This is a genomic window from Synechococcus sp. CBW1108, from assembly GCF_015840335.1.
Classification (GTDB): Bacteria; Cyanobacteriota; Cyanobacteriia; order PCC-6307; family Cyanobiaceae; genus Cyanobium_A.
On record NZ_CP060395.1, the window covers coordinates 2,125,058 to 2,149,882 of the forward strand.

28 protein-coding genes are annotated in these 24,825 nt (G+C 64.3%); 10 read left to right on the top strand and 18 right to left on the bottom strand.

Going from position 1 to position 24,825, the window contains the following annotated elements:
- Positions 1 to 14 precede the first annotated feature (14 nt).
- Positions 15 to 923 (bottom strand): 16S rRNA (cytidine(1402)-2'-O)-methyltransferase, encoded by a 909-nt coding sequence (rsmI, locus tag H8F27_RS11585; protein ID WP_197148218.1) that lies wholly within the window; start codon positions 921 to 923, stop codon positions 15 to 17.
- Here rsmI and H8F27_RS11590 point away from each other — a divergent pair.
- On the top strand, positions 922 to 1,857 hold the full coding sequence (locus tag H8F27_RS11590) for a 3'(2'),5'-bisphosphate nucleotidase CysQ (protein ID WP_197148219.1): 936 nt from the start codon (positions 922 to 924) through the stop codon (positions 1,855 to 1,857). The two genes, rsmI and H8F27_RS11590, sit on opposite strands and share 2 nt — an antisense overlap.
- A gap of 94 nt (positions 1,858 to 1,951) precedes the next feature.
- Here H8F27_RS11590 and H8F27_RS11595 read toward each other — a convergent pair whose 3' ends face one another.
- The 8 genes from H8F27_RS11595 to H8F27_RS11625 all read right to left on the bottom strand — a co-directional run bounded on the left by H8F27_RS11595 (position 1,952) and on the right by H8F27_RS11625 (position 8,657).
- Complete coding sequence (locus tag H8F27_RS11595; protein ID WP_197148220.1) at positions 1,952 to 4,087, bottom strand: polyribonucleotide nucleotidyltransferase; 2,136 nt, start codon at positions 4,085 to 4,087, stop codon at positions 1,952 to 1,954.
- Between the two features lie 65 nt (positions 4,088 to 4,152).
- Positions 4,153 to 4,455, bottom strand: coding sequence for a 30S ribosomal protein S14 (gene rpsN, locus H8F27_RS11600; RefSeq protein WP_197148221.1), 303 nt, complete (start codon positions 4,453 to 4,455; stop codon positions 4,153 to 4,155).
- A 36-nt stretch (positions 4,456 to 4,491) separates the two neighbouring features.
- On the bottom strand, positions 4,492 to 5,145 hold the full coding sequence (nth, locus tag H8F27_RS11605) for an endonuclease III (RefSeq protein WP_197148222.1): 654 nt from the start codon (positions 5,143 to 5,145) through the stop codon (positions 4,492 to 4,494).
- Positions 5,145 to 6,233 (bottom strand): RIP metalloprotease RseP, encoded by a 1,089-nt coding sequence (gene rseP / locus H8F27_RS11610; RefSeq protein ID WP_197148223.1) that lies wholly within the window; start codon positions 6,231 to 6,233, stop codon positions 5,145 to 5,147. The genes nth and rseP overlap by 1 nt, the downstream gene beginning before the upstream one ends.
- Before the next feature lie 79 nt (positions 6,234 to 6,312).
- Positions 6,313 to 7,590, bottom strand: a complete 1,278-nt coding sequence (gene serS, locus H8F27_RS11615; protein ID WP_197148224.1) for a serine--tRNA ligase — start codon at positions 7,588 to 7,590, stop codon at positions 6,313 to 6,315.
- A gap of 48 nt (positions 7,591 to 7,638) precedes the next feature.
- Positions 7,639 to 8,043, bottom strand: a complete 405-nt coding sequence (locus H8F27_RS11620) for a DUF4351 domain-containing protein (protein ID WP_197148225.1) — start codon at positions 8,041 to 8,043, stop codon at positions 7,639 to 7,641.
- A 153-nt stretch (positions 8,044 to 8,196) separates the two neighbouring features.
- Positions 8,197 to 8,319, bottom strand: a complete 123-nt coding sequence (locus H8F27_RS18045) for a hypothetical protein (RefSeq protein WP_255517693.1) — start codon at positions 8,317 to 8,319, stop codon at positions 8,197 to 8,199.
- Between the two features lie 47 nt (positions 8,320 to 8,366).
- Complete coding sequence (locus H8F27_RS11625; RefSeq protein WP_197148226.1) at positions 8,367 to 8,657, bottom strand: NifU family protein; 291 nt, start codon at positions 8,655 to 8,657, stop codon at positions 8,367 to 8,369.
- 77 nt (positions 8,658 to 8,734) lie between these two features.
- Here H8F27_RS11625 and lepA point away from each other — a divergent pair, with 77 nt between their 5' ends.
- From lepA to H8F27_RS11655, 6 genes are all read left to right on the top strand, one after another.
- A complete protein-coding gene (gene lepA, locus H8F27_RS11630) occupies positions 8,735 to 10,543 on the top strand; it encodes a translation elongation factor 4 (protein WP_197148227.1) in 1,809 nt (602 codons plus the stop codon).
- A gap of 74 nt (positions 10,544 to 10,617) precedes the next feature.
- Positions 10,618 to 10,788, top strand: a complete 171-nt coding sequence (locus H8F27_RS11635; protein ID WP_197148228.1) for a hypothetical protein — start codon at positions 10,618 to 10,620, stop codon at positions 10,786 to 10,788.
- A gap of 145 nt (positions 10,789 to 10,933) precedes the next feature.
- On the top strand, positions 10,934 to 11,329 hold the full coding sequence (locus tag H8F27_RS11640; RefSeq protein ID WP_197148229.1) for a hypothetical protein: 396 nt from the start codon (positions 10,934 to 10,936) through the stop codon (positions 11,327 to 11,329).
- Complete coding sequence (locus H8F27_RS18125; RefSeq protein WP_197148230.1) at positions 11,326 to 11,739, top strand: hypothetical protein; 414 nt, start codon at positions 11,326 to 11,328, stop codon at positions 11,737 to 11,739. The genes H8F27_RS11640 and H8F27_RS18125 overlap by 4 nt, the downstream gene beginning before the upstream one ends.
- The gene (locus tag H8F27_RS11650; protein ID WP_197148231.1) at positions 11,723 to 12,217 is read left to right on the top strand and encodes a GspH/FimT family protein; all 495 of its coding nucleotides are present in this window, start codon (positions 11,723 to 11,725) and stop codon (positions 12,215 to 12,217) included. The genes H8F27_RS18125 and H8F27_RS11650 overlap by 17 nt, the downstream gene beginning before the upstream one ends.
- 31 nt (positions 12,218 to 12,248) lie before the next feature.
- Positions 12,249 to 12,767, top strand: coding sequence for a prepilin-type cleavage/methylation domain-containing protein (locus tag H8F27_RS11655; protein ID WP_197148232.1), 519 nt, complete (start codon positions 12,249 to 12,251; stop codon positions 12,765 to 12,767).
- Positions 12,768 to 12,791: 24 nt separating this feature from the next.
- Here H8F27_RS11655 and H8F27_RS11660 read toward each other — a convergent pair whose 3' ends face one another.
- From H8F27_RS11660 to H8F27_RS18300, 4 genes are all read right to left on the bottom strand, one after another.
- Entirely contained in the window at positions 12,792 to 13,406 is a 615-nt protein-coding gene (locus H8F27_RS11660; RefSeq protein WP_197148233.1) for a hypothetical protein, read from the bottom strand.
- Between the two features lie 36 nt (positions 13,407 to 13,442).
- A complete protein-coding gene (locus tag H8F27_RS11665) occupies positions 13,443 to 14,045 on the bottom strand; it encodes a Tfp pilus assembly protein FimT/FimU (protein WP_370594409.1) in 603 nt (200 codons plus the stop codon).
- Positions 14,046 to 14,545: 500 nt separating this feature from the next.
- Positions 14,546 to 16,222, bottom strand: coding sequence for a hypothetical protein (locus tag H8F27_RS11670; RefSeq protein WP_197148235.1), 1,677 nt, complete (start codon positions 16,220 to 16,222; stop codon positions 14,546 to 14,548).
- Between the two features lie 241 nt (positions 16,223 to 16,463).
- Positions 16,464 to 16,919, bottom strand: coding sequence for a prepilin-type N-terminal cleavage/methylation domain-containing protein (locus H8F27_RS18300; protein WP_197148236.1), 456 nt, complete (start codon positions 16,917 to 16,919; stop codon positions 16,464 to 16,466).
- Positions 16,920 to 17,135: 216 nt separating this feature from the next.
- On the opposite strand from H8F27_RS18300, the gene H8F27_RS11680 reads away from it, so the two are divergent.
- Complete coding sequence (locus tag H8F27_RS11680) at positions 17,136 to 17,957, top strand: ABC transporter permease (protein ID WP_197153531.1); 822 nt, start codon at positions 17,136 to 17,138, stop codon at positions 17,955 to 17,957.
- An 8-nt stretch (positions 17,958 to 17,965) separates the two neighbouring features.
- Here H8F27_RS11680 and H8F27_RS11685 read toward each other — a convergent pair whose 3' ends face one another.
- From H8F27_RS11685 to H8F27_RS11700, 4 genes are all read right to left on the bottom strand, one after another.
- Positions 17,966 to 19,105, bottom strand: a complete 1,140-nt coding sequence (locus tag H8F27_RS11685) for an ATP-binding protein (RefSeq protein ID WP_197148237.1) — start codon at positions 19,103 to 19,105, stop codon at positions 17,966 to 17,968.
- A 143-nt stretch (positions 19,106 to 19,248) separates the two neighbouring features.
- Entirely contained in the window at positions 19,249 to 19,944 is a 696-nt protein-coding gene (gene trmH / locus H8F27_RS11690) for a tRNA (guanosine(18)-2'-O)-methyltransferase TrmH (RefSeq protein WP_197148238.1), read from the bottom strand.
- Between the two features lie 4 nt (positions 19,945 to 19,948).
- Positions 19,949 to 20,665, bottom strand: a complete 717-nt coding sequence (locus tag H8F27_RS11695; RefSeq protein ID WP_197148239.1) for a nucleotidyl transferase AbiEii/AbiGii toxin family protein — start codon at positions 20,663 to 20,665, stop codon at positions 19,949 to 19,951.
- Positions 20,662 to 20,964, bottom strand: a complete 303-nt coding sequence (locus H8F27_RS11700) for a hypothetical protein (protein ID WP_231596231.1) — start codon at positions 20,962 to 20,964, stop codon at positions 20,662 to 20,664. Before H8F27_RS11700 ends, H8F27_RS11695 begins: the two co-directional genes overlap by 4 nt.
- A gap of 72 nt (positions 20,965 to 21,036) precedes the next feature.
- On the opposite strand from H8F27_RS11700, the gene H8F27_RS11705 reads away from it, so the two are divergent.
- Entirely contained in the window at positions 21,037 to 21,360 is a 324-nt protein-coding gene (locus tag H8F27_RS11705; RefSeq protein ID WP_197148241.1) for an MGMT family protein, read from the top strand.
- Positions 21,361 to 21,370: 10 nt separating this feature from the next.
- Positions 21,371 to 22,729 (top strand): 16S rRNA (cytosine(967)-C(5))-methyltransferase, encoded by a 1,359-nt coding sequence (locus H8F27_RS11710; protein ID WP_197148242.1) that lies wholly within the window; start codon positions 21,371 to 21,373, stop codon positions 22,727 to 22,729.
- Here the strand turns inward: H8F27_RS11710 and H8F27_RS11715 are convergent.
- Positions 22,726 to 24,825 (bottom strand): transglycosylase domain-containing protein, encoded by a 2,100-nt coding sequence (locus H8F27_RS11715; protein WP_370594410.1) that lies wholly within the window; start codon positions 24,823 to 24,825, stop codon positions 22,726 to 22,728. The two genes, H8F27_RS11710 and H8F27_RS11715, sit on opposite strands and share 4 nt — an antisense overlap.

Sequence of the window (24,825 nt, forward strand, 5' to 3'; positions counted from 1 at the left end):
GGGAGTCTGACGCCTCAGCTGGCTTGGTGCAGCAGGGCGTAGAGCTCCCGCTTGCTGTGGCCGGTGCGCTCCGCCACCAGTTTGGCGGCCGCATTGCTGCTGTGGCCAGCAGCCTGCAGGGCCCGCAATTCGGCGCTGAGGGCGGCGGCATCCCAGCACGGTGGCGGCGGCACTGGGGCACCGCCCAGCACCAGGGTGCACTCCCCCTGGGGGGGCGTGCGGCGGAAGTGCTCGAGGGCCGCTGAAACCGTGGGCCCTACCTGCTCCTCGTGTTTTTTGGTGAGTTCTCGGGCCACCCGCAGGGGCCGGTCGCCCAGCACCGCCAGCAGATCGGTGAGCAGCTCCAGCAGCCGGTGGGGCGCTTCAAACAGCACCAGGGTGCGCTGCTCTTCCGCCAGTTCCTGCAGTCGCTGGCGACGCTGGTTTGGCTTGGGCGGCAAGAAGCCCTCAAAGCAAAAGCGGCCGCTGGGCAGGCCGCTGCTCACCAGGGCGGTGGTGACAGCGCTGGGGCCGGGGATGCAGATCACCGCCAGCCCCGCCTGCCGGGCCGCTGCCACCAGCGCCTCGCCCGGATCGGAGATGCCCGGCAGCCCCGCGTCACTGATCAGCGCCAGGGCTTCGCCGGCGGCCAGGGCCTCGAGCAGTTCGGGGATGCGGGCGGCTTGGTTGTGGGCGTGGAAACTCACCAGCCTCGGCCCCTGCTCTTTCTGGCGCAGGCCCAGTTGGTGCAGCAGCAGGCCGCTGCGGCGGGTGTCTTCACAGGCGATGCGGCTGACGCCCACCAGCACCTGGCGGGCCCGGGGCGAGAGGTCGGCCAGGTTGCCGATCGGGGTGCCCACCAGGTAGAGCACACCTGGGGCTGGTTCGCTGGCTTGCACGGCTCCGGGGGTGCTCCTGCACAATGCTGATCCCTGCGCTCCCATGATGCCGGCTCACCAGCCCCTGCCTTCAGGGATTGCATTGGAGGCGCTGCTGGTGGAGTTGCGGCGGCTCAGCTGGGGAGCGGCCGATATTTTGCTGGCCTATGGCCGCGGCGAGCAGCCCCCCTACGGCTTTGCCCGGGCCCTAAGCGTTGAGGAGGGCGGGGAGGGTCCGGTGAGTGCGGCCGATCTGGCGGTGAACCGCTGGCTTCTCGATGGCCTGGCAGGTGCCTTCCCTGCGGCCGCTTGGACCGTACTCAGTGAGGAGACCGCCAAGGAGCAACTGACGCCGGGCGAACCCCTGGCCGCTGAGTGGCTGTGGATCCTCGATCCCCTAGATGGCACCAAGGATTTTTTGCAGGGCACCGGTGAGTACGCCGTGCATCTGGCGTTGGTGCATCGCGGTGAACCCGTGCTGGGGGTGGTGCTGCTGCCGGAAATGGAGGAGCTCTGGCTTGGTGTGATGGCGACTCTCAGTGGAGGCGCTGGCGAGGCCTGGTGTGAAAACCGGGCGGGAGATCGCCAGCCGGTGCGGTTCAGCGGTCGGCGGGCCCTGGGCGAACTGGTGCTGGTGGCCAGCCGCAACCACCGGGACCAGCGGCTGGAGCAGTTGCTGGCCGCTTTAGTCCTGGGCGACACCAGGGCGATCGGCAGTGTGGGCGGCAAGGTGGCCACGATCCTGCGCGGCGAAACAGACCTCTACATCTCGCTTTCAGGCAAGAGCGCTCCCAAGGATTGGGATATGGCCGCTCCTGAAGCAGTGCTGCGGGCAGCTGGGGGCGCCTTCAGCCATGCCGATGGTCGGCCGCTGGCCTACAACAGCGGTGACGTTCGCCAGGCTGGGTGCCTAGTGGCAAGCCATGGCCTTAGCCACCTGGAACTGTGCCAGAAGGTGGCTGTGGCCATGGCCTCAATTGATCCTGGTTTCAGGCTCTAGCGGTTTGCCAGCAGTTGCTTAGAAGTTCCTTAGCAGTTTCCTAGCGGTGCCCGGGCGGGCGCCGCTAGGCGCTGAAACGATGATCCACCAGCCCTCAGACGGGCACGGGGGCTTCTTCCGATTGGGGCACGCCGCGCAGGGTGAGGTTGATACGGCCGCGGTTGTCGATTTCGCGCACCCGCACGATGACCGGATCACCCACGTTCACCACATCTTCCACCTTCTCCACCCGGGATTCCGAGAGCTGGGAGATGTGGATCATGCCCTCCTTGCCCGGCAGGATCTCAACGAAGGCACCGATAGGGATGACGCGGGTGACAGCACCGCTGAACACCTCTCCCTCGCTGATGCGGCGGGTAAGGCCTTCAATGATGCGCTGGGCCTCCTCGGCGGCGGTGCCATCGTGGCTGGCGATCGTGACGATGCCGCCATCTTCGATGTCGATCTTGGTGTTGGTGCGCTCCGTGATGCCCTTGATCGTGCGGCCGCCGGGGCCGATCACGGTGCCGATCAGCTCCGGATCAATGCGGAAGCTGAGCAGGCGCGGGGCGTGGGGCGACATGGTGTCGCGGGGCTTCTCGATCGCCTCGAGCATCTTCTCGAGGATATGCAGCCTGGCGGGGCGGGCCTGCTGGATGGCATCGGCAATCGTTTTCACGTTGAGGCCCGTGACCTTCATGTCCATCTGCAGGGCTGTGATGCCCTTCTCGGTGCCGGCCACCTTGAAGTCCATATCGCCGAGGAAATCCTCGATGCCCTGGATGTCGGTAAGGATGCGCACCTCGTCGCCCTCCTTGATCAGGCCCATCGCCGCGCCGCTCACCGGAGCCTTGAGGGGCACACCGGCATCCATCAGGGCCAGGGTGCTGCCGCACACCGAACCCATCGAGGTGGAGCCGTTGGAGCTGAGGCACTCCGAAACCACGCGCAGCACGTAGGGGAAGGATTCCTTGCTGGGCAGCACCGGCAGGATCGCCCGCTCGGCCAGGGCGCCATGGCCCACCTCACGGCGGCCGGGGGAGCGCATCGGCTTGGTTTCGCCGGTGGAGTAGGGCGGGAAGTTGTAGTGGTGCAGGTAGTGCTTCTCGGTGGACGGGTTGAGGTCATCGAGCTCCTGGGCGTCGCTCGGGGTGCCGAGGGTGGCGCAGGAGAGCACCTGGGTGAGGCCGCGCTGGAACAGGGCTGAACCGTGCACCCGCTTGGGCAGTACGCCGGCGGCGGCGCTGATCGGGCGCACCTCATCGAGGTTGCGGCCATCGACGCGCTTGCCGTCCTTGACGATCTGGGCGCGCATCAGCTTCTTGGTGAGGCTCTTGTAGCTGTTGGCCAGGGCCTTGCTGTTGCTGCTCACCGCCAACTTCACCGCGTCGTCGTCGGCCAGGGCGGCGATTTTCTCCTTCACCCCGGCCTTGATCGCATCGAGCTTTTCGTCGCGCTCGGGCTTGGTCTGGGAGAACTGCATGAGCACCTCCCCGATGCCGCCGGCACATTCCTGCTCAAGGAAGTTTGGCAGGGTGGCGTCGATGACCTGGGGCTCGGGGAACACCTGCTCGATGCCGAGCTCCTTGAGCAGGTTTTGTTGGGCCTTGATCAGTTCACCGACGGCTTCATAGCCGAAGTCGATCGCTTCGATCACATCCTGCTCGGGGAGCTGGTTGGCACCGGCTTCCACCATGATCACCCCCTCGGGGGTCCCGGCTACCACCAGATCCAGCTCGCTGCGCTCGATCTCGCGGAAGCTGGGGTTGAGCACGAAGTCGTCACCCAGCAGGCCGACCCGCACCGCGGCCATCGGGCCCTGGAAGGGGATGCGGGCCAGCAGGGTGGCCAGGGAGGCGCCGGTCACGGCCAGCACATCGGGCGGCACCCGCTCATCGAGGGAGAGGCAGGTGGCCACGATCTGGATGTCGTCCCGCATCCAGCTGGGGAACAGGGGCCGCATCGGCCGATCGATCAGGCGGCAGGTGAGGATCGCCCGCTCGGGGGGGCGCGCTTCGCGCCGGAAGAAGCTGCCAGGGATGCGACCGGCGGCGTAGAGCCGCTCTTCGTAGTCGCACATCAGGGGGAGGAAATCGATGCCTTCGCGGCCTCCTGAGCGGGTGGCGGTTACCAGAACTGAGGTATCACCACATTCGACCAGCACCGAGCCCCCGGCTTGGGGGGCAAAACGACCGGTGGTCAGCCGGATCTCCCGACCATCGAAGGAGATCGACTGAGTTTGTCCTTGCACTTGCGCTTATGTCCTGTTGTTGTCAACAGCCATTCTCGCATTTTGCCCGGCGCCTGGGGCTCGACTCACCAGGAGGATTTCACGACACCGGGGAGCTCGCCCTTGTGGGCCCGCTCGCGCAACTGGTTGCGGCAGAGGCCGAAATCGCGGTAGAAGCCCCTGGGCTTGCCGGTGGCCCAGCAGCGGTTGCGCACGCGGGAGGGGGCGCTGTTGCGGGGCAGGCCCTGGATCTTGCGGTGGATCTCCAGGCGCTCCATCGGATCGGCAGCTGCGTCAAAGGCCGCCTTGAGGGCAGCGCGCTTGGCGGCGAAACGCTCCACGATCTTCTTGCGCTTCACATCGCGCGCAATCATCGATTTCTTCGCCATGCGGCCTGGGTTTCGAACATTTAGGTATTGCTGAGCTTACCCTGATGGCCTGCTGCCCATGGGGCAGAGGTCGGCGATCGGACAGTCGCCGCAGCGGGGCTTGCGGGCCGTGCACACGGCCCGGCCGTGGAAGATCAGCCGGATTGAGAGGTTCTGCCAGTCGGCCTGGGCCACCAGTTTCATCAGGTCGGGCTCGATTCGCCGGGGCTCCCTGTGGCGGCTGAGCTGTAGGCGCTGGGCCAGTCGGCTCACGTGGGTATCCACGGTCACCCCGGCGTTGATGCCAAAGCACCAGGCCAGCACCACCGAGGCGGTTTTGCGGGCCACCCCAGGCAGCAGCAGCAACTCCTCCATGGTTTGCGGCACTTTGCCGCCATGGTGCTCAACCAGCAGCCGGGAGGCCCCCACGATCGCTTTGGCCTTGTTGCGAAAGAAACCGGTGGACTGCACATAGGGTTCCACCTCGCCTGGCTCCACCGCAGCTGCTGCTGCGGCATCGGGGAAGCGTTCAAACAGGGCTGGCGTAACCAGGTTGACCCTGACGTCAGTGCACTGGGCCGAGAGCATGGTGGCCACCAGCAGCTCGTAGGGATTGCGCCAGTCGAGCGAGCAGGTGGCTTCGGGGTAGAGCTCCCCGAGGCGCGCCAGCAACTCGGGTGCGCGCCTGCGGGCACTGGCCAGGCGGGGCATCAGCGGCCGAGGAGCTGTTGCACGGCCGGCAGCTGGGAGGTGTCCTTGACGATCAGCACCACGCTCAGCCCCACCAGAAACACAAAACCCGACTGCATGAAGGCCATCTGGAAGCGCTCGGGCAGGGGCTTGCCGCGCAAGCCTTCGAGCAGCAACAGGGCCAGCTGGCCGCCGTCGAGCAGGGGCAGGGGCAGGGCATTGAGCACCGCCAGGTTGATCGAGATCAGGGCGGTGAAAATGAACAGGCTGCTGCCACCCTGCTTGGCCAGGGACGCCCCCATCTCCACGATCTTCACCGGGCCAGATACCTGGCCGGCGGTTTCGCCGAAGTGGGTGGCCAGGGTGACGAAGCCGGCCACGGTGCGGCTGGTGAGGGCGGCGAAGTCGTGGTTGGCCTGGCGGAAGGGCTCGAAGGGGCCGCGGGCGGTGCGGAAGGCTTCGGTGCCGTTGGGTTGGAGCTGGGCGCCGATGCGGCCGATCCCGCCCAAGTCGGCGGGGGTGAGTTGCAGGGGGAGGGTCTGGCCGTTGCGCTCGGCCTCGAGGCGCAGGGTCTCGTCGGGAGCGGCCTTGATCCGCTCGACCAACGCGGCAACGGCGCTCTGGCCACCGCCAAGATCGCTGCCATTGAGGCTCAAGATGCGATCGCCGGGCTGGAGGCCGGCGGCGGCGGCTGCCTGGCCGGGCTGCACGCCGCTCACCAGCACGCCGGGGCTGGAGCTGAAACCGGCGGGGATGCCGAGCACCAGGCCCTGGCCGAGCAGCACGGTGTAGGCGATCAGCAGGTTTGCGAGCACGCCCGCGGCGATCACCAGGGCGCGCTGGGGCAGGGGCCGATTGGAGAGCAGGTTGGGGTCGTTCTTGGGGATGGGACTGTCGTCGTCGTCATCGGGGAAGGCCACGAAGCCGCCCAGGGGGATGGCCCGCAGGGCGAACTGCACCCCGCGGCGCTTGTATTCGATCAGCACGGGCCCAAAGCCGATCGAGAAGCTGCTGACGCGGATCCCCTGCCAGGTGGCGGCAAAAAAGTGCCCCGCCTCGTGCACCACGATCAGCCCCGCCAGGATCGCCAGTGCGGTGAGAACGCCCATTAAGGCCCTGAAGTGAATGAGCCCATTGTGCTGGGTTTGCCTGGGGGCAGGGGGCGGCTGAGCTCCATGGGGAACGATCTCAGGTAGCTGGGATCGTGTCGCTGCCGAAGTAGGGCACTAGGGCGGCGGGCAGGCGAACGGAGCCATCGGCTTGCTGGCCGGTTTCGAGCAGGGCGGCCATGGTGCGGCCCACGGCCAGGCCGCTGCCGTTGAGGGTGTGCACCAGCTGGATGGATTTGCCTTCCTTAAAGCGGATGGCGGAGCGGCGCGCCTGGAAGTCGTTGCACACCGAGCAGCTGGAGATCTCGCGGTAAGAGACGGCGCCGGGCAGCCACACTTCCAGGTCAAAGGTGCGGGCGGCGGAGAAGCCCATGTCTCCAGTGCAGAGATCGATGCGGCGGTAGGGCAGCTCGAGGGTTTCCAGCACGGCTTCGGCGTCGGCGGTGATCTGCTGGTGGGCGGCGGCCGACTGCTCGGGTGTGCAGAACCAATACAGCTCAACCTTGTTGAACTGGTGCAGGCGGATCAGGCCGCGGGTGTCGCGGCCGTAGCTGCCGGCTTCGCGGCGGAAGCAGGGGGTGTAGGCGGCGTAGCGCAGGGGGAGCTGCTCGGTGGGGATCAGCTCATCGCGATGCAGCGCGGTGATGGGCACCTCGGCGGTGGGGGTGAGCCAGAGGTCGTCGTCGGCGCAGCGGAAGCTCTCCTCGGCGAATTTGGGCAGCTGGCCCGAACCGGTGAGGCTGGCACTGTTCACCAGGATCGGCGGCATCACCTCGCGGTAACCCTTGGCACTGTGCAGGTCGAGCATGAAGTTGATCAGGGCCCGCTCCAGCCGGGCGCCAGCTCCGATCAGGGTGATGAAGCGGCTCTGGGCGATCCGCACGGAGCGCTCGGTTTCAAACAGGCCCAGCCGCTCGCCGATCTGCCAGTGCTCCTCAAGACCCTCCTCCACCCGTGGACTGCCCCAGCGCTTGATCTCCACGTTGTCGGCCTCGGAACGGCCATCCGGGGCGTCGGCTGAGGGCAAGTTGGGCAGGGCGCTGAGGGCTGCGTGGATCTCCTGTTCCAAGGCCTTCTCCTGCTCCTCGAGGCCGGCCACCTTGTGCTTGATGGCGTTGCCCTGGTCGCGCAGGGCCCTCACCTCGGGGCCGCCAGGGGCCGATCCGGCCTGGATCAGTTGGCCCACCTGCCTGCCGATGCGGTTGCCCTCGGCCTGCAGCTCACTGCGGCGCTGTTCGCAGTCCCGCTCCTGCAGGGCGATCGCCTGGAGGCTGGCCAGGTCCACCTCAATGCCGCGCCTCGCCAGCTGCTGGCTGATCAGCTCGGGGTTTTCGCGCAGCAGTCGCTGGTCGAGCACGGGCTCGGAGGGGGGATTGGAGCCCGAAAGCCTAAGGGGCGACTGCGATCAGGACTGCTCGAGCCACCGCAGCAGGTCGTTCGTGCCTTGAAAATCGAGCACCACGTCCACCAGCGCTTCTAGGCGCTCCAGAGGCAGGGCGCTGATTGTGGCGCGCTGGGCTGGCTGGAGGGTCCCGCAGCGGCGCTCGAGCAAGCGCAGAGCCAAGGTGCAGGCTTCTTGCTGGCGCCCCTGCTCAAGGCCCTTGTGCACGATGTATTGATAAACGGAGGAGTCTTCGAGGATGCTCATGGCGAGGAGACGCTGAATCACGTCTCGAGAAAAGCTAAGGCCGGCCAGTAGTTGGCAGCCACTGGTGGTGCGACGTCGCTGATTCGGATCGGCAATCGTTTGCAGCCGCTGATGCACTTGGCTGAGCAGTTGCTCGGGCGTTTTGGAGGGCGGCCGGGCCAAAACGGCCAGGGGCAGCAGGGCCGGATCGGCCAGGGTCAGCGGGCAACAGGATCACCGAATCGGCGTGGAGGGCATCGCTGCTCAGTTCGCGGTCCAGCAGCTGCCATGTCTGGTTGGTGTCGATGGCCCTCGCGGAGCTCGGCTCAGCTGCGGTCAGCCCCAGCAGCCAGCGGCCGTGCTGGCGGGGTGGCGGGCCACCAGCTGTTTGCAGAAGTCGTCGATCACCGCCCACCACAACAAAAGCACTGATGGGGAGCTCGGCTGCGCCCCTTCCATCAGTGCCACCGTTGACGCGATCTGTCTCAGGCTCTGCCGGCTTGGGCTCAGAGCACCTGCACCACTTCACTCACCTCGGGGATGGCTTCGCGCAGCTTGCGCTCGATGCCCATCTTGAGGGTCATGGTGCTGCTGGGGCAGGAGCCGCAAGCGCCCTGGAGGCGCACCTTCACGATCGGTCCGTCGATCTCCACCACTTCCACGTTGCCGCCGTCGGCCATCAGGTAGGGGCGCAGCTCATCGAGGGTGCGCTCCACGTTTTCCAGGGTGAGGGCGTGGGGGTCGCTGCTCTCGGCGGGCGCTGTGCTGGTTTCAGCTGTGGTGGTGTCAGTGGTCATGGCGGGCACTCCGGCATTTCGCTCCCCCGAGCCTAGGAATGGATCGCCGTCCTAGGGCCCCTCCTTAGGATCGCGCCATGACAGATGTTCCCGTTCAGCGGATCCGCAATTTCTGCATCATTGCCCACATCGACCATGGCAAATCCACCCTGGCCGACCGCCTGCTCCAGGACACCGGCACGGTCGCTGCCCGTGACATGCAGGCCCAGTTCCTCGACAACATGGAGCTGGAGCGCGAACGCGGCATCACGATCAAGCTCCAGGCGGCCCGCATGGAATACACGGCCCCCGACGGTGAGCACTACATCCTCAACCTGATCGACACCCCAGGCCATGTGGACTTTTCCTATGAGGTGAGCCGCAGCCTCCAGGCCTGTGAAGGGGCCCTGCTGGTTGTGGATGCCAGCCAGGGGGTGGAGGCCCAGACCCTGGCCAATGTCTATCTGGCCCTGGAAAATGATCTGGAGATCATCCCGGTGCTCAACAAGATCGACCTGCCCGGGGCGGATCCTGAGCGGATCAAGGAGGAAATCGAGGCGATCATCGGCCTGGATACCTCCAAGGCGATTGCCTGCTCCGCCAAAACGGGCCTGGGCATCCCCGAGATCCTCGAAGCGGTGGTGGAGCGGGTGCCCCCACCGGCCAACCGGGTGTCCGAACCGCTGCGGGCCCTGATCTTTGATTCCTACTACGACCCCTACCGGGGCGTGATCGTCTATTTCCGGGTGATCAGTGGGGTGATTGCCCGCAAGGACAAGGTGCTGCTGATGGCCAGCGGCAAAACCGTGGAGCTCGATGAAGTGGGGGTGATGGCGCCAGACCAGCGCCAGGTGGAGAGCCTCCATGCCGGCGAGGTGGGCTACATGGCTGCCTCGATTAAGGCAGTGGCCGATGCCCGGGTGGGAGACACGATCACCCTGGCGGCCAATCCGGCGGCGGAGCCGCTGCCGGGCTACGCAGAGGCCAAGCCGATGGTGTTCTGTGGGCTGTTCCCCACCGACGCCGACCAATACCCCGACCTGCGTGACGCCCTCTGCAAGCTGCAGCTCTCCGATGCGGCGCTCAAATTTGAGCCGGAAACCAGCAGCGCCATGGGCTTTGGCTTCCGCTGCGGCTTCCTGGGGCTGCTGCACATGGAGATCGTGCAGGAGCGGCTCGAGCGTGAATACGACCTCGACCTGATCGTCACAGCCCCCTCGGTGATCTACCAGGTGAACATGGTCGATGGCAGCACTTTGATGGTCGACAACCCGGCCACCCTGCCGGATCCCCAGAAGCGCGAATCGATCGAAGAGCCCTATGTGAAGCTCGAGATCTACACCCCCAACAGCTACAACGGCGCCCTGATGGAGCTCTGCCAGGAGCGCCGCGGCGAGTTTATCGACATGAAATACATCACCCAAGACCGGGTGACCCTCCACTACGAGATGCCCCTGGCTGAGGTGGTGACTGACTTCTTTGACCAGATGAAGAGCCGCACCAAGGGCTATGCCTCGATGGAATACAGCCTGATCGGCTATCGCAAAAATGAGCTGGTGCGCCTCGATGTGCTGATCAACAGCGAAAAAGCCGATCCCCTCACCACGATCGTGCACCGTGATAAGGCCTACAACGTGGGCAAGGGTCTGGTGGAGAAGCTCAAGGAGCTGATCCCCAGGCAGCAATTCAAGATTCCGATCCAGGCATCGATCGGTAGCCGCATCATCGCCAGTGAGAGCATCAGCGCCATCCGTAAGGATGTGCTGGCCAAGTGCTATGGCGGCGACATCTCCCGCAAAAAAAAGCTGCTCAAAAAGCAAGCCAAGGGCAAAAAGCGCATGAAGGCCATGGGCAAGGTGGACGTGCCCCAGGAGGCCTTCATGGCCGTCTTGAAGCTCAACCAGTAAGCGGGCCCCAGCCAAACCATTCGTCAGGGTGTATGATTGAAAGACCCATATAAGTGGCGAGGGTAATTAAAGCCATGCCGCAAGCCAATCCCCAGCTCCCCCAATTCGTTTCAGCCCACCAGGCTGCCCAGCAAGCCCTCAAGCAGCAGCTGAGGCGCCAGGCCCTGCAGCGGGTGCGCCAGCTCACCAACGAAGGCCGCCACATCGAAGCTAACGCCCTCTGGCAAGAAGAGATCAGCGCCTAGCCAGCTGACCCTGTGGGAATGCTGAAGGGGTTGGCAAGCCCCTTCAGCCATGGCTTCCTGGTCTATCCGACAATGGTCAAGCTTCAAGCGCCGCCATCCGGCAGCAGAGCAGGGTTTTTTGTTGCCGCTCTCATCGGCGGCAGCCTTGCTTCTTATGGTTGGCAGCCTCTCGCTGCAAACGGCCTCCCTGGAGGCCCGGCGCCATTTGCAGTTGCAGCTGCAGTTGCGTCAGCAGCAGGATCTGCTCAGCTCAGCAGCCCAGCAGCTGGTGGGCCGGCTCAAGCTGCACCACTCCTGCTTGCTGGAGCTGCCCAGCTCCCAGTGGGACGGGGCTCCCTGCCTGGCGGCTGAGGCGCCCGAGGATTTGCAGCAGGGCCAGATCGGCAGCCATTCCTTCCGGCTGCTGAGCCTGGCGCCCACGCCGGCGGGTGCCGAGCTGCGGCTGGCACTCAGCAGCGGCGGCCCCACGGCCGCGTTTGCCCTAGTGAATGGCGCCCTGCGGGAGCTGGGGCTGCGTTCGGCCCAGCCGGGGGCAGCATGAACTTCGCCGAAGTGTTGGTGGCGGCGCTGCTGCTCGCGGGCGCCAGCAGTGGTTCCCTGCAGATCTGGGCCGCGGCGGTGGCGGCCAGCCGCGGGGCGGAGCTGGGCCTGGAGCAGCTGGTGGAGGTTGATGGGGCCCTGCTGGCCGCTGAACAGCGCCTGCAGCAGGCGCTGGCCGCTCCCTTGGCCGGCGATTGCAGCTTGGCGGTGGCAGCGATGGCGGCCGAATTGGCCAAGGCGCCCCTGGCAGTTGGGCTCGAACGCCAGCTGGAGCCCCAGGTCGGCGGCCTCTGGCTGCGCTTGCAGGCGCCGGGGCTGCCCCAGCGGCAGCGTTGGCTCGATGCGGCGGCGATGGGCTTTTGCAGCAGTTCCCCAACCCCGGAGGCAGGCGGTGATGGCACGCCGGGATGAGCGGGCGACGGCGGGATTGAGCCTGGCGGAGCTGCTGGTGGCGGTGGCGGTGCTGGCCCTGTTGGCTGGGCTGGCCTTTGGCAGTGGCAGGCGCTGGCTGGCCCAGCAGCAGCTGGAAACTGCAACGCGCCTAGTGTTGGCCGGGCTGGACCAGGGCCGGGCGCAGGCTGGGCGGCTGGGCCGTCCCTGCGCCATCGCCCTGAGTCAGCAGGGATGGCAGGGCCCCAATGGGGGCGGACTGCCCAGTTGCCTGGCCCAGCCCCTGCCCCTGCAGGAAGGGGTGGGAGCAGGCGCGCTGGAGTTGACCCATAACCTGCCGGCAGCGCTGCGATTCAGTAGTAATGGCTTGCTGCTCGATGGCGGCACGGTGGTGCTGGCGGTGGCGGGCACACCGCTGCAGCGCTGCGTGGTGATGGCGTTGCCGCTGGGGGTTACCCGGGTGGGCCACTGGCGGGAGGGCAGCTGTGCACCCGCCTGAAGCCACCAGGCGCCGCAGTGGCGCTGCTGGGATGTCGCTGCTGGAGCTGCTGCTGGCGCTGAGCGGTGGGCTGCTGCTGGTGGGGGTGATGCTCCAGGCCGTGCTGGCGGAGACCCGCGGCAACCAGCAGCTGGGGGAGCGCCTGCGGCAGCGTGCCATGGCAGGCCGGGCGCTGGCCCTGATCAGTGCCGATGGGGCGCGGGCAAGCCGGCTGACGATCGGTGGCACCGGCGGCAGCAGCCCAGCCTGCGGCCTGGCGGGCCGCCAGGTGCTGCTCCATTTCGAGCCGGGGGTGGGAACGGGTACTGGGCCTATCACCTACACCCTGGGCCAGCCGCCCAGTGCCATCTGGCGGGGTGCGGTGCTGATGCGTTGCGGGCCGGCCTTCGGGCTCGATGGTGAACCGAGTGCTGGGGCTAGCTTGAATCGGGTTGTGCTCGATGGGCTGCAGGTGGCGGGCACCAGGGCTGAGCGCATCAGTGGCGCTGTGGTGCGCGTAACCCTGCAGGGTCAGAGCCGGGTGCAGGGGGTGCTGGCTGACCGTGGCTGAGGATTCAAAAAACTTCTCCTGGATTCATAGAGGCCTGATACGGACCCGGGCGCTGGATTCTTTCTTGTAAGTGGAGCCGTTTGGATCGAGGGGATCGCGAAAAGCCAAGGAGTATTGGACGTTTTGATCGGTGATTTCAAGCACCTCAAATTCTTCTACCCCAGTTGTTACAACTTGGGGCCCATAGTCATTACAGGTTTTTTTGGTGCCCTCGTTGCGCAGTGATCCGTTTATTTCGATCATTGGCCCACGTCGCTGGAGCCGGAAAGTGCCTGGCGCCGAATCTGGAGTCAGTTCATAGCATATAGCTATATCATGCCCAGGCGAACCTGTGGCTGGTGTTGCTCCGTTGCTGCAGCGATCACTACTCTTATAGAAATTTTGATCAGATTCAGGTTCGCAGCTGATCAGCTGAAGGCCATTGGTAATGTTTTGCAAGTTGTGAGCTTCCTGGATTTCGGCGTCGAGCAGAAATTGCACCCTTGACCAACGCTCCTGCAGTCTGCTTAGCCCTCCCAAGCGCTGATGCGTGCGCAGGAGTGTAGAGAGCAAAGTGATTGTGATCATAATCAGCAGGGCACCAACCGCCACGCCCACTGCGAGTTCAGCTAGGGAGAAGCCGGTATCCGATTGCAGCAATGGTGTAGGCCGGCGTCTTGACGTTGCTTTCATCTTTCAGAACTTTGTCAGAACGCAGCTGCCATTGCTGGCATTGCCCATTTCCAGATTGCCAAGCAGGCCATTGAGTTGGATGCAGCGAGCAGGGCCATCATTGGCCATGGCAATGGTGATCAGCACATCCGTGCTCGGAAACTTGCTGCCACGCGGGGTGAACGAGAAGGTATCCACGGTGGGTGAGATTTCATAATCTGCACCCATAGCTGATTCGGTAAGTAGGTAGGGATTGTTGGGTATTGCGCATGTCTGTGGAATGGGTTCTCCATCGATACTGGATACGATACTGGCTATAGTTCCACCATCCGTGATTAGGCCAGTGCTGATCTTCACCTCGCAGGTATTGCCCCTTAGGGCGGAGCGTCGCACCTCTTGAAGCCAGAAGGCCAGCCCTATGGTGAGCGCATTGAGCTGCTCCCTTTTGTGGTTCTGAATCAGGGCTGGGATACCGAGGCCCGCCAGCACACCGAGGATCGCCACCACAGCCAGCAGTTCAGCCAAACTGAAGCCATGCCCCCCTGGTCGGCTCCATTTCATGGACACCACTGGCCAACGGTTGGAGAGAGGATGAGCTGGGTTTTGGGCCCTTGGGGTGGGCTCCATTCCACTATGTATAAGTACTGATCTGACCCATTGTTTGGATGTAGCCGGGCGGTCCGGTTTATGGATATAGGGCTTCCACCATTGTTGATCGTGATAGGGGGGAGTTGATTTATGGTAGCAACTAATCCAGTCGAAAGATTGGTTGGGTTATTTTTGCAGAGAGTCAGGAATTTATTATAATTGATTTGGTCGTTGGAGCTTGGGGCATATTGATATTTACCGGGAGCAGGGCCGTTTAGGTCGAGTACGATGCAGTTCCCAGTGAAGCAGGTGAAGTAGTCATTGAGCTTTTCAGCCCTGGCTAGATCAGCGCTAACCGCTGCAAAGATCTGGTCCCGGCTGCTGATGCTTTTGACAGATGAGATTGAAGAATTAAGGACGCTCATCAGTGCAACGCTCGAAACAGTCAGTAAGCCAGCAGAAACGACCATCTCCGCCAAGCTGAATCCCGCCTCGGCCGCTCGATGGGTTTTCCTCGGTAGGCGAGCCGAGCGCATGACTCAATAATTCCCAAAGAAGCGGAATCGACTGGTGCTACGTGCCTTCATATCCCAGGCGAAGAGATCTGTGGGGGGGGACGCCTGGCCAGTGATGCTGCTGCTGAAGGTGTTGTCTGCGCCAGGAAGAATGCCAAGCAGAATAAAAACATCAGCCACACCACTGGCAGGCACAGTTGGTGCGGCTGTAGTGCCAGTCATGTCAATCCCTTTAGCCCAGATGACGCCTTGAAAGGCCGCCGTGCCTGTTTGATTGATTGTGGCTTCGGGCGCAAAAACGTAGAACCCAGCCCCACTCCCTGATCCCTTGATGTCGATGTTCTGGGCTCCGCAGCCAGGGTCTTTGCGTTGGAGTGAACATCCAAACAATGAAAGGTCGGTGATATTCGTGACAGGTGCAGTGCAACCATCCTTGCAATGCTTAATGCTGCCGCCTCCCTTTTGCTTAATTACATCGCCGCTAGCTGGAAAGTAGAGTCTGATCTGGCGAGTATTGTTGCCACTGACAAAAACCAAGGTATCATTGGAGTTGACCTCGATGCTGCTGTAAATGCAATGCACTGCTTCTCGATAGAGCTTGCAGTTATTGGGCAGTTGCGTTGAGCTAGTCACTCCAGCCGCATTGCAGATGGTTTGCTTGGTTGAATCGTTGTATTGGCAAAGTTGGTTGGCGGCAGACGCGCCAGACTTCAAGATGGGTGGAGTGCCGTTGAACCCACCGGGATATTGGGGTGGTGGAGGTAGAGTAACGTCCAACCGGACCATTTTATTTGTCGAATTGTTATATGCAGATGTGCATTGGCTAGGATTAGTCGAGATGCAATAAATGGGATCTATGGTTGTCTCATTGCTGTCGCGAATGGTTGGGCTACCAGTGGCTCTAATAAATCCTCCTACTCCTCCTGCTCCTACGACGATCCCGAATCCGTGGGGGCTTAGTCCAGGAAGCATGCATAAGTTGTTTGAGAGATTGCTTGAACTAGTAATCGCATAGTTGGTGGTGCCGTGACCACGCTGTTTATTGCTGCTTGGATCCAGATATCCACCAAATGAAGCCTTGCAGCATTTGGGGATAACAGCAAAATCCTCCTGAAGAATTGTCCTCGATATCAATTCATTGCTTTGGCCATTACGGTAGATCGCTGATTCAACACTAAGCCGGAAAATTCCCCTGGTCCCCTCATCATCAAGCAGCCGTAAATTGTTTTTGCGTGCTAGTTTGAAATCCGCCCTATCCCTGTTGACAATCCGAAAAGCGCGCGTGGCGCCGTTTCGATTTTTACTTATGGCGCCGTCTTCGCTGATATAGAAAAAACCATTGTTTTCTTGGCGGAGGCCCAAGTTGATTTCTGCTAGCCTTGGGGGAACTTTCCTTATGTTGCCCGCACTATCTAAAGAGGTTATGCATGGATTGAAATGGTAATTTACGGCCTGACTGTCACTCCATAATGTGTTTTCGGCTGTTCGGTCCTGGCCTTCTTGTATTTGGCTGTCTAGTACTGCTATTAGGTGGCGATTTTGTTCCTTATTAATTTGGCCTATCAGATAACTCATTCCGCTTCTTGCCACATTGCGGGCCTCCCTGCCTTGGCCCTGGAAGATAGAGCCAATCATGGTGCTGGTTGTTTGATTAAGAAGCGCGGCCGTGCCAGCGATGAGTATCATCGTGGCGCTGAGCACGTAGACCAATGAGAAGCCTTTATTGTGTCGATCCGGCGAGTTGACCCTTTGTATTATTGACAGACGCTGAAAGCCTCTACGAGCAGGTGGCTGCATTTCGGACGAGAATGTATTTCTGAGGCGGGCCATTAAGGCAATCAAATGTAGGCAGACGTGTTAAATTGCGGTTAATTAAAAAAGGGGGCTGTATGTTTATTGTTCTTTTGGTGGAATGTTGGTCCATAGTGAGCCAATATTTTCTCTAGGGCAAAGTGCCTCCAAGCGTTAATTTTCCGTCTGCTGCAACTGTGGCTGTGGCGGTTAAGCCATTGTGCACTCCGCCTACGACTGTGGCTGTGGCAACGCCACCTGTGCCGGCATTGGAACAAGTGTTGGAGAATGTGATTTTGGAGGTGTCACCTGATGCGGTTTGATTTGGAAATACGCCGCCGTAGTCTGAAGGGCTTAACATATATACTTGGCACTCTTTGCCACCAGCGCTGGCAAGGGCCTTTGCGCTAGCTGATTTAGCTTTGTCGGCTTGGTTCAGGAATGAGGGTAGTGCAATAGCCGCCAAGACAGCAACAATAATTACCACAACTAGGAGCTCGATCAGGGTGAAGCCTTGATCGATGCCCGAACTTAAGCTCCTAGGTCGGAACGGTAGTTGCTGAATCAACCGGTGCCGGAGCCTGGCTCTGAGGATGGTGGTTGCCATAGATCGTTTTTGCTTGCCAGAAAAACATCTGAGCTCAAGGTATCGGCTGCCAATGGGGCGGGCAATGGGCCCTTGCCGAGAATCGCAGGAGATTTTGCTGAGAGACTCAGGCTGCAGCTTCTTCGCTGCCGATTTGCATCTCGCCAGCGAGGCCCTGCCTAAGGTCGCCCCATGCCTCTACTGACTCTCCGCCCAGCCACCAGCCTCTCGGGCCGCATGGCCCGCTGGGGTCTGGTGATTGTGGTGGTCTACGCCCTGGTGGCAGTGCTCACGCCCCTGTTGGTGCATCTGGGCTGGGTGCCCGAACCCAATTCCGGCCTGCAGAACCCCATCTACGCCGCCCCCTCCCTGGGCCATTGGTGTGGCACCGATCGGCTCGGCCGGGATGTATGCGTGCGCACCCTCGCCGGTAGTGGCGTGGCTCTGCAGGTGGTTTTGCTGGCCCTGGTGATCGCCCTGGTGGTCGGCGTTCCCCTCGGCATGGTGAGCGGCTACCTCGGCGGCTGGGTAGATCGGCTGCTGGTGCTGCTGATGGACACCCTCTACACCCTGCCGGTGTTACTGCTTTCCGTGGTGATGGCCTTTCTGCTCGGCCGCGGCCTGCCCAATGCCGCCGCTGCCCTCTGCGTGGTCTACATCCCCCAGTATTTCCGCGTCGTGCGCAATCAGAGCGCCCAGGTGAAGGCCGAGCTCTATGTAGAGGCGGCCCAGTCGCTCGGGGCCGGGCCCCTGTGGATCCTCCGCCGCTACCTGCTGCGCAATGTGATCACCTCGGTGCCGGTGCTGCTCACCCTCAACGCCGCCGATGCGGTGCTGGTGCTAGGCGGCCTCGGTTTCCTCGGCCTTGGCCTGCCGGAAACCATCCCCGAGTGGGGCGGCGACCTCCAGCAGGCCCTCACCGCCCTCCCCACCGGCATCTGGTGGACCGCCCTCTACCCCGGCGTGGCTTTATTTGTGCTGGTGCTGGGCCTGTCGTTTCTGGGGGAGGGGCTCGAGAGCTGGCTCAGTGGGGGCAATGCCCAGCGCTCTGGCAGCTGAAGCTGCCTTCAGGGGCGCAGTTGCCGCAGCCAGGTTTCGAGCGGTTCACATCGGATTCCATCGATCAGCAGCGGCTCTGGGCAAAAGGAGAGCAGCAGGCGTTCGGCTTCCGGGTAGTCCTCGCCGAAGGCCCGCAGCGCCTTGAGGTCGCTGCGGTCGATGCGACGGCTGCGTTTCACCTCAATGGCCAGAAACAGATTGGGGCCATAGACGATGAAATCCACCTCCAATCCGGATCGGGTGCGCCAGAAGCTGAGCTGGGCGCCCCCGGGCCGCAGCTGGCAGAGCGCCCGCAGATGTTGCGCCACCAGGGATTCGAGGGCTATGCCATCAATCTCTTCCGGCGCATCCAGCGGCCCGCAGGGCCTGAGGGAGCGAAACACGCCGGCATCGAAGTAAAAAAACTTCTGGTGCTGCACCAGCTGCCGCTGGGCCCGCCGTTGAAACACCGGCAGCCGGAAGCTGATCAACAGATCCTCGAGAATTCCCAGATAGCTTTCTGCCCGTTTGCGGGGAATCTCGGCTTCTCGGGCCAGGTTGGCCAGGTTTAGTAATGAGCCCTGCGAAAAGCTGATCACCTCCAGGAACCTCGCGAAATCGCCGATCTGACGCACCAGGGCTTCTGCCTGCACCTCTTCCTGCAGATACAGCGAGGCATAGGCCGCCAGAGTGGCCTGGGGATCCACGGCCTGCCACACCAGGGGCACCAGCCCGATGGCCTGGGCCCGCGTCAGATCAAACTCCTGGCCGAGCTCGGCAGCCATGAACGGCCCCATAGGGAGCGCCAGCAACCGCCCTCCCAGCAGATTGGCGGCCCCGTGGCGCAGCTTGCGGGCACTCGAACCGGTGAGCACAAAGCGCAGGTCACGCCGTTGTTCCACCAGGCCATGCACCACATCGAGCAACTGGGGCGCTTTCTGCACTTCGTCGATGACCACCGTGTGGGCCCGAGCCCCAGCGGCGGCGATCCGCTCGGCCAGTCGCTCTGGTTTGGCTTGATAGGTGCGCAGCACCTCCGGTGCCAGCAGATCCACCCGCAGGGCCTCGGGAAACTCCTGCTGCAGCCAGGTGGATTTGCCGGTGCCGCGAGGGCCGAACAGGAAGAAGCTGCCGGGCGGCGGCTGCAAAAATCGTCTGACTGACGCCATATACGCAGCCGAAATGGAGTTTTGACCACCATTTTGCATTAATTTCGGGCGACCGTCTGCCCGAGGCCCGGCAAGAATCAGCCAGGATCCCTGTGGCCCCAGCGCCAGCAGCACAGCTCGGTAGCCCAGCTCAGTAGCCCAGCTCAGTAGCGCATCTTCAGGCTGCGGGGCAGGTTTTCGCTGATGGCCCCCTCGCCATCGAGGGCCGGGTAGGGCCGCCCCTCCCTTTGGCACCAGGCGGCCACCTCCGGGTAGGCCCACTCAAACAGCAGGTGGTCGTAGCGCTCCGCTGGCAACCCCTCACCGTGGCTGGGCAGTAGCCCGGCCGCCTGGCGTTGGCGCAACGCTTCAAACAACAAGGTGGCGCAGGCCACGCTCACATTCAGCGACTGCACCATGCCCTGCATCGGGATCACGATCGGCTGGTCCACCAGGGCCGCCGCTGCGGCGCTCAGGCCCCACTTTTCCGCCCCCAGCACAAAGGCGCAGGGGCCGGTGAAGTCGCAGCTGCGGTAGTCCACCGCCTCGGCCGAAAGGTGGGTGCCATAGAGCCGAAAGCCTTTGGCCTTGAGGGCGCCCAGCAGCGTCCCGCAGTCGGCGTCGCAGTGGCGATGCAGGGGCACCCACTTCTCGCTGCCCTTGGCCGTGCCATTGAGCGTGGGGGTTCGGCCCGCCAGGCTCACCACATGGGCCTCCAGCACCCCCACCGCATCGCAGCTGCGCAGGATCGCCGAGAGGTTATGGGGCTTATCCACCTGCTCGAGCACCACGGTGAGATCGCCCATGCGCCGATTGAGCACGGCCTTGAGCCGCTCGAAGCGGCGGGGCAGCAGGGGCATGGCGTCAGGTGAGCTGCGGAGCCAGTAGCGGAACAATCGCCGGGGCTGCCGGCAGATGCCCCACGCGGATCACGGCAGTCTGCAGGTGTGCGCGGACCGCCTGGGGTAGGGATTCGAGGTCGCCATCTTCAAAGAACACCAGGGCCTTGAGGGCTTCAGTCGGTTGGAACGTGGAGCCGTAGAGGGCCATTGCCCCACTCAGGCCGCAGGCCAGATCGGAGTCATGGGGCGTCAATGCTGCGATGTCGATGTAGTCCTTACTTTCAGCCCGTTGCAGCAGAACTTTCAATTTGGTGGCCAACAGATCCCGCTCCGAAGCGACCAGAGCCACCCCATCCTGGGTGGTCTGGGGCGTGGCGATCCTTCCCAGCTGCAACCCACCAAATAGGGACAACTTCACAGTTTTGGCCCCAGCATTAGGTGCCCCAGCTTTAACTAAACTAGTGATTGAGTTGTATTCATCCTGCAGCAGGGTGCCGGACCGCAGGCAGGGCAACTGGGCCCAGAGCTGTTCGCGGTTGAGCGGGGCATTGCTGAAGAAATCGAAGTCCACTGATACGCGGTGTCCCAGACGCAGGGCGATAGCAGTGCCCCCGTAAAGCACGAATCCGAGCTGCCGCAACGGCGCCAGTTCGTCCCAGAGCGCCCGTTGTTCCGCCGGCAGGATGTCGAGTTGGGGCTTTAGGGCCCCGCCTGATTCGCGCGGATCGGTCGGGCTCATGGCAACTGCCGTTGGGGCAGCGGGGGCAGATCGGGCCCGTGGGGCATCTCCAGGCATAGGTGCCAGAAGTTCCAGGAGCGCCGGTTGAATTCCCCGGGTTGGGCCGTGCGCAGCACGTCACGGAGGATGTCGTCATCGACCACCTCGCGCAGCTGCTCGACGTCCTGCCAGGCCCCTATGTTCATCAGCTGGGCCAGCAGGCGGTGGGGATTGGCAAGGCTCTCGCTCGGTGTTTTCCACCACACATATCGTCTGGCCAGTGGTTCCAGGGCCCGGAGTTGCAGCGGGTTGATCACCATGGAGCCACGCACGGTTCGCAATCGCGCTTAACCCAATCCTAGGAAGCTCTCGGGCGGGAGCCTGCCCTGCCGATGCCCCGCACCCCCTCCTTCGACCAGCAGGTGTATGCCGCCGTCGCCCGCATCCCCCGCGGTCAGCTGGCCACCTACGGCCAGATCGCCGAGCTGATCGGGGCCTATGGCGCGGCGCGCCAGGTGGGTTGGGCGCTGCGGCGGCTGCCCTTGCCGTCGGAGATCCCGTGGCAGAGGGTTGTTAATGCCAAAGGCCAGATCAGCTTCACCCCCAGCCGCGAGGGCAGCGACTGGATCCAGCGCAAGCTTCTGCTGGCCGAAGGCATCCTCGTCGATGCCGCCGGCAACCTGCCCCTGGCCCGCCACCGCTGGCAGCCGCGCTAGGTGTGGAGCCATGCCCCAGCCGCCCAGCCCAGATTCCGCAGCGATTGGCCTGGCGCCGCGCCAGCTGGCCTGGCAGGTGCTGCTGGCGGTGGGGGCCGGGGCCTACGCCGATCTGGCCCTCGAGCGGGAGCTGCAGCGCCATCCCCTCGAAGGGTCCGACCGCGCCCTGGCCACCGAACTGGCCTACGGCGCCATCCGCCAGCGGCGCCTGCTCGATGCCTGGCTCGATGCGCTTGGCAAGGTGCCGGCCGCCCGCCAGCCCCCCAAGCTGCGCTGGCTGCTGCACCTTGGCCTCTACCAACTGCTGTTCAGCAGCCGGGTGCCGGCCTCGGCGGCGGTGAGCACCACGGTGGAGCTGGCCAAGCAGGGCGGCATGGGCCGGCTGGCGCCGGTGGTCAATGGCTTACTTAGGGCCTGCGGGCGGCGGCGCGCGGGGGCCGGGCCTGAGCCCTGGGACTCCCTGGGCCCCCTGCCCGCCGACCCCGCCGGCTCCCTGGGTCTGCGCCACTCCCTGCCCGCCTGGCTGGCGGAGCTGGCCGGCCACTGGCCCGAGCCTGAGCTGTTCGGGGCCGCCTGCAACCAGCCCCCCGCCCTGGACCTGCGCGTCAATCCGCTGCGCAGCACCCCCGCCGCCGTGCTGGCGGCCTTCGCCGCCGCCGGGGTGGAGGCCGCCCCCCTGGCCGATTTGCCGGCTGGCCTCACGCTCCGTGGTCGCAGCGGCGAGCTGCGCGCCCTGCCCGGCTATGCCGAGGGCCACTGGTGCGTGCAGGATCGAGCCGCCCAGGCGGTGGGGCTGCTGCTCGATCCCCAGCCCGGCGAACGCATCCTCGATGCTTGCGCTGCCCCCGGCGGCAAGAGCACCCATCTGGCCGAGCTGATCGGCAACCAGGGCCAGGTGTGGGCGGTGGACCGCTCCGAAGCGCGCCTGCGCCGGTTGGCGGGCAACGCTGCCCGGCTTGGCCTGGGCTGCATCCACACCCTGGTGGCCGATGCGGCCCAGCTGGCGGCCGAACAACCCGAGTGGGCCGGCTGGTTTGACCGCATTCTGCTCGATGCCCCCTGCTCGGGCCTGGGCACCCTGGCCCGCCATGCGGATGCCCGCTGGCGGATCACCCCCGCCCTGATCGGCGAGCTGGTGCGGCTGCAGCGCCAGCTCCTGGAGGCCCTATTGCCGCTGCTCAAGCCCGGTGGGCAGTTGGTGTATGCCACCTGCACGGTGCATCCGGCTGAAAACAGCCAGCTCCTGGAGGCCTTCGGGCGCGACCATCCCGATTGGCCATGCCTGCGGCAGTGGCAGCGCTGGCCCGCCCCCGGCGGTGGCGATGGGTTTTTTGCCGCCCTGCTGCAGGCCCCGCCGGCGGGGCGTTAGGGCGGCGAGGCTGGCGCCGGGGGTGGTGGTGGAGCTTCGGGGGCCGGGGCGGCTGCTGGGGGTGCTGCACTCGGCGGTGCGGCTGGCGGGATGCTGGGCAGTCCGGCTGGTGCCTGCTGGGCCGGGCCCGGTTCCGCTTCGACGCCGGGGCTGGGATCGAGGTCCAGCGGTTGGGGTGCCCGGTAGGGCAGGGCATCGGCAGGCACCGGTGCCGGCTTGGCCCGCTCCGGCGGCTTTTTGCCACCCCGGTAGGTGTCCGCCAGCTGCGGCCGAGGCGGGAACTGGCGCACGGGCAGGTCTTTGGTGATCGGCGCCATGAAGGCCCGCCAGGCGTAGGTGGCCACAACGCTGGTGTTCTTGGTGGCCCGGCTGTTGTCGAAGCCGAGCCACACCCCGGTGGTGAGCTGGGGAATGGAGCCGATGAACCACAGGTCCCGGCCCCCCTCGGAGGTGCCGGTTTTGCCTGCCACCGGTCGGTTTGGCAGGGCGGCACCGCCACCGGTGCCCGACTGCACCGCCCGCTGCAACATCCACATCATCATGGCGGCGATGTCGCTGCTCACCGCCCGCTGGCCGGGGTCGCCATCGACCCGGCGGCTCCAGAGCAGCTCGCCGTTGGGCCCCAGAATTTCCTCAAACGGTGTGGCTTTGACATAGATACCGCCGTTGTTGATGGCGGCGTAGGCCGCGGTCATGTCCAGGACGGTTTGCTCGTAGGCGCCCAGGGCCATCGGGTAGAACCGCCCCAGCTCCCTGCTGATGCCGAGGCTCTTGGCCGTGGCGATCACCTTGTCGAAGCCCAGCTCCTGGAGCAGGGCCACCGCCACCGTGTTGAGCGAGTTCTGCAGGGCCACCACCATCGACACCGAGCCCATGTAGCGGCCGCCGAAGTTCTTCGGGCAGTAGCCGCGGAAGCAGCGGGCTGAATCGCGCAGGACCCGCTCCGGCAGCATCCCCTCCTTTAGAGCCGTGAGATAGACAAACAACTTGAAGGTGGAGCCCGGGGAACGCAGGGCCTGGGCCGCCCGGTTGAACTGGCTTTCGAGAAAATCGGTGCCGCCCACCATCGCCCGCACCAGGCCGGTGCCGGGCTCCATCGCCACCAGGGCCCCCTCCATATCCCCTGTGGCGTAGGTGTTGATCGCCTTCTGCGCCTCCTTCTGCCAGGCCAGGTTGACGCTGCTGCGCACGGTCAACCCGCCAACTTCCAGCTGCTCGGGGGTGAGCACCTGGGGCAGTTCCTGCTGCACCCAGCTGCTGAAGTAGGGGGCCTGGCTGTCCCAATACTTGGGTTCGACAGGCTTGAGCTCCAGGGGGGAAGCCTCGGCCTGTAGTTGTTCGCTGCTGCTGATGAAGCCGGCCTCCTGCATGCGCCGCAGCACCACCGCCCGGCGCTCCAGGGCCAGATCAGGATTCACCAGGGGGGAATACACCGAGGGTGCCGGCGGCAGCCCGGCGATCAGGGCAGCTTCGGGGAGGTTGAGTTGGTCGGGGGTTTTCGAGAAGTACACCCAGGCCGCATCGGCCACGCCGTAGGCACTGGAGCCCAGATACACCACATTGAGGTATTCGGTGAGGATCTGGGGTTTGCTGAGCTGGCGTTCGAGCTTGCCGGCCAGGGCGGCCTCCTTCAGCTTGCGCACCAGGGTGCGGTCCTGGCTGAGGAACACGGTGCGGGCCAGCTGCTGGGTGATCGTGCTGGCCCCCTCCTCCACCGATCGCTGGCTGATGTTGCGCACCAGGGCGCGGCCGATCCCCACCGGGTCGATGCCGTTGTGCTGGTAGAAGCGCCGGTCTTCGGCGGCGATGAAGGCCTGCTCCACCAGTTTGGGCAGGGTTTCGGGGGTGAGCTTTTCGCGGGTCACCGGCCCGATCTTGTGCACCACCTGGCCATCCGCCGAGAGGATCGTGAGGGTGCCTGGGCGGTTGAAATGGTTGATGCCACGGGCATCGGGCAGCAGGCTGTCGAGGCCAGCCACCAGGGCCGCCTGGCCGCAGGCCACACCGCCCCCGATCAGGGCGGCCAGCAGCCCGGCCTGCACCAGGTTGGGGCGGCGGCGGGGCTTGGGGGCCTGGCGGGTGGCTGCGCCGCTCAC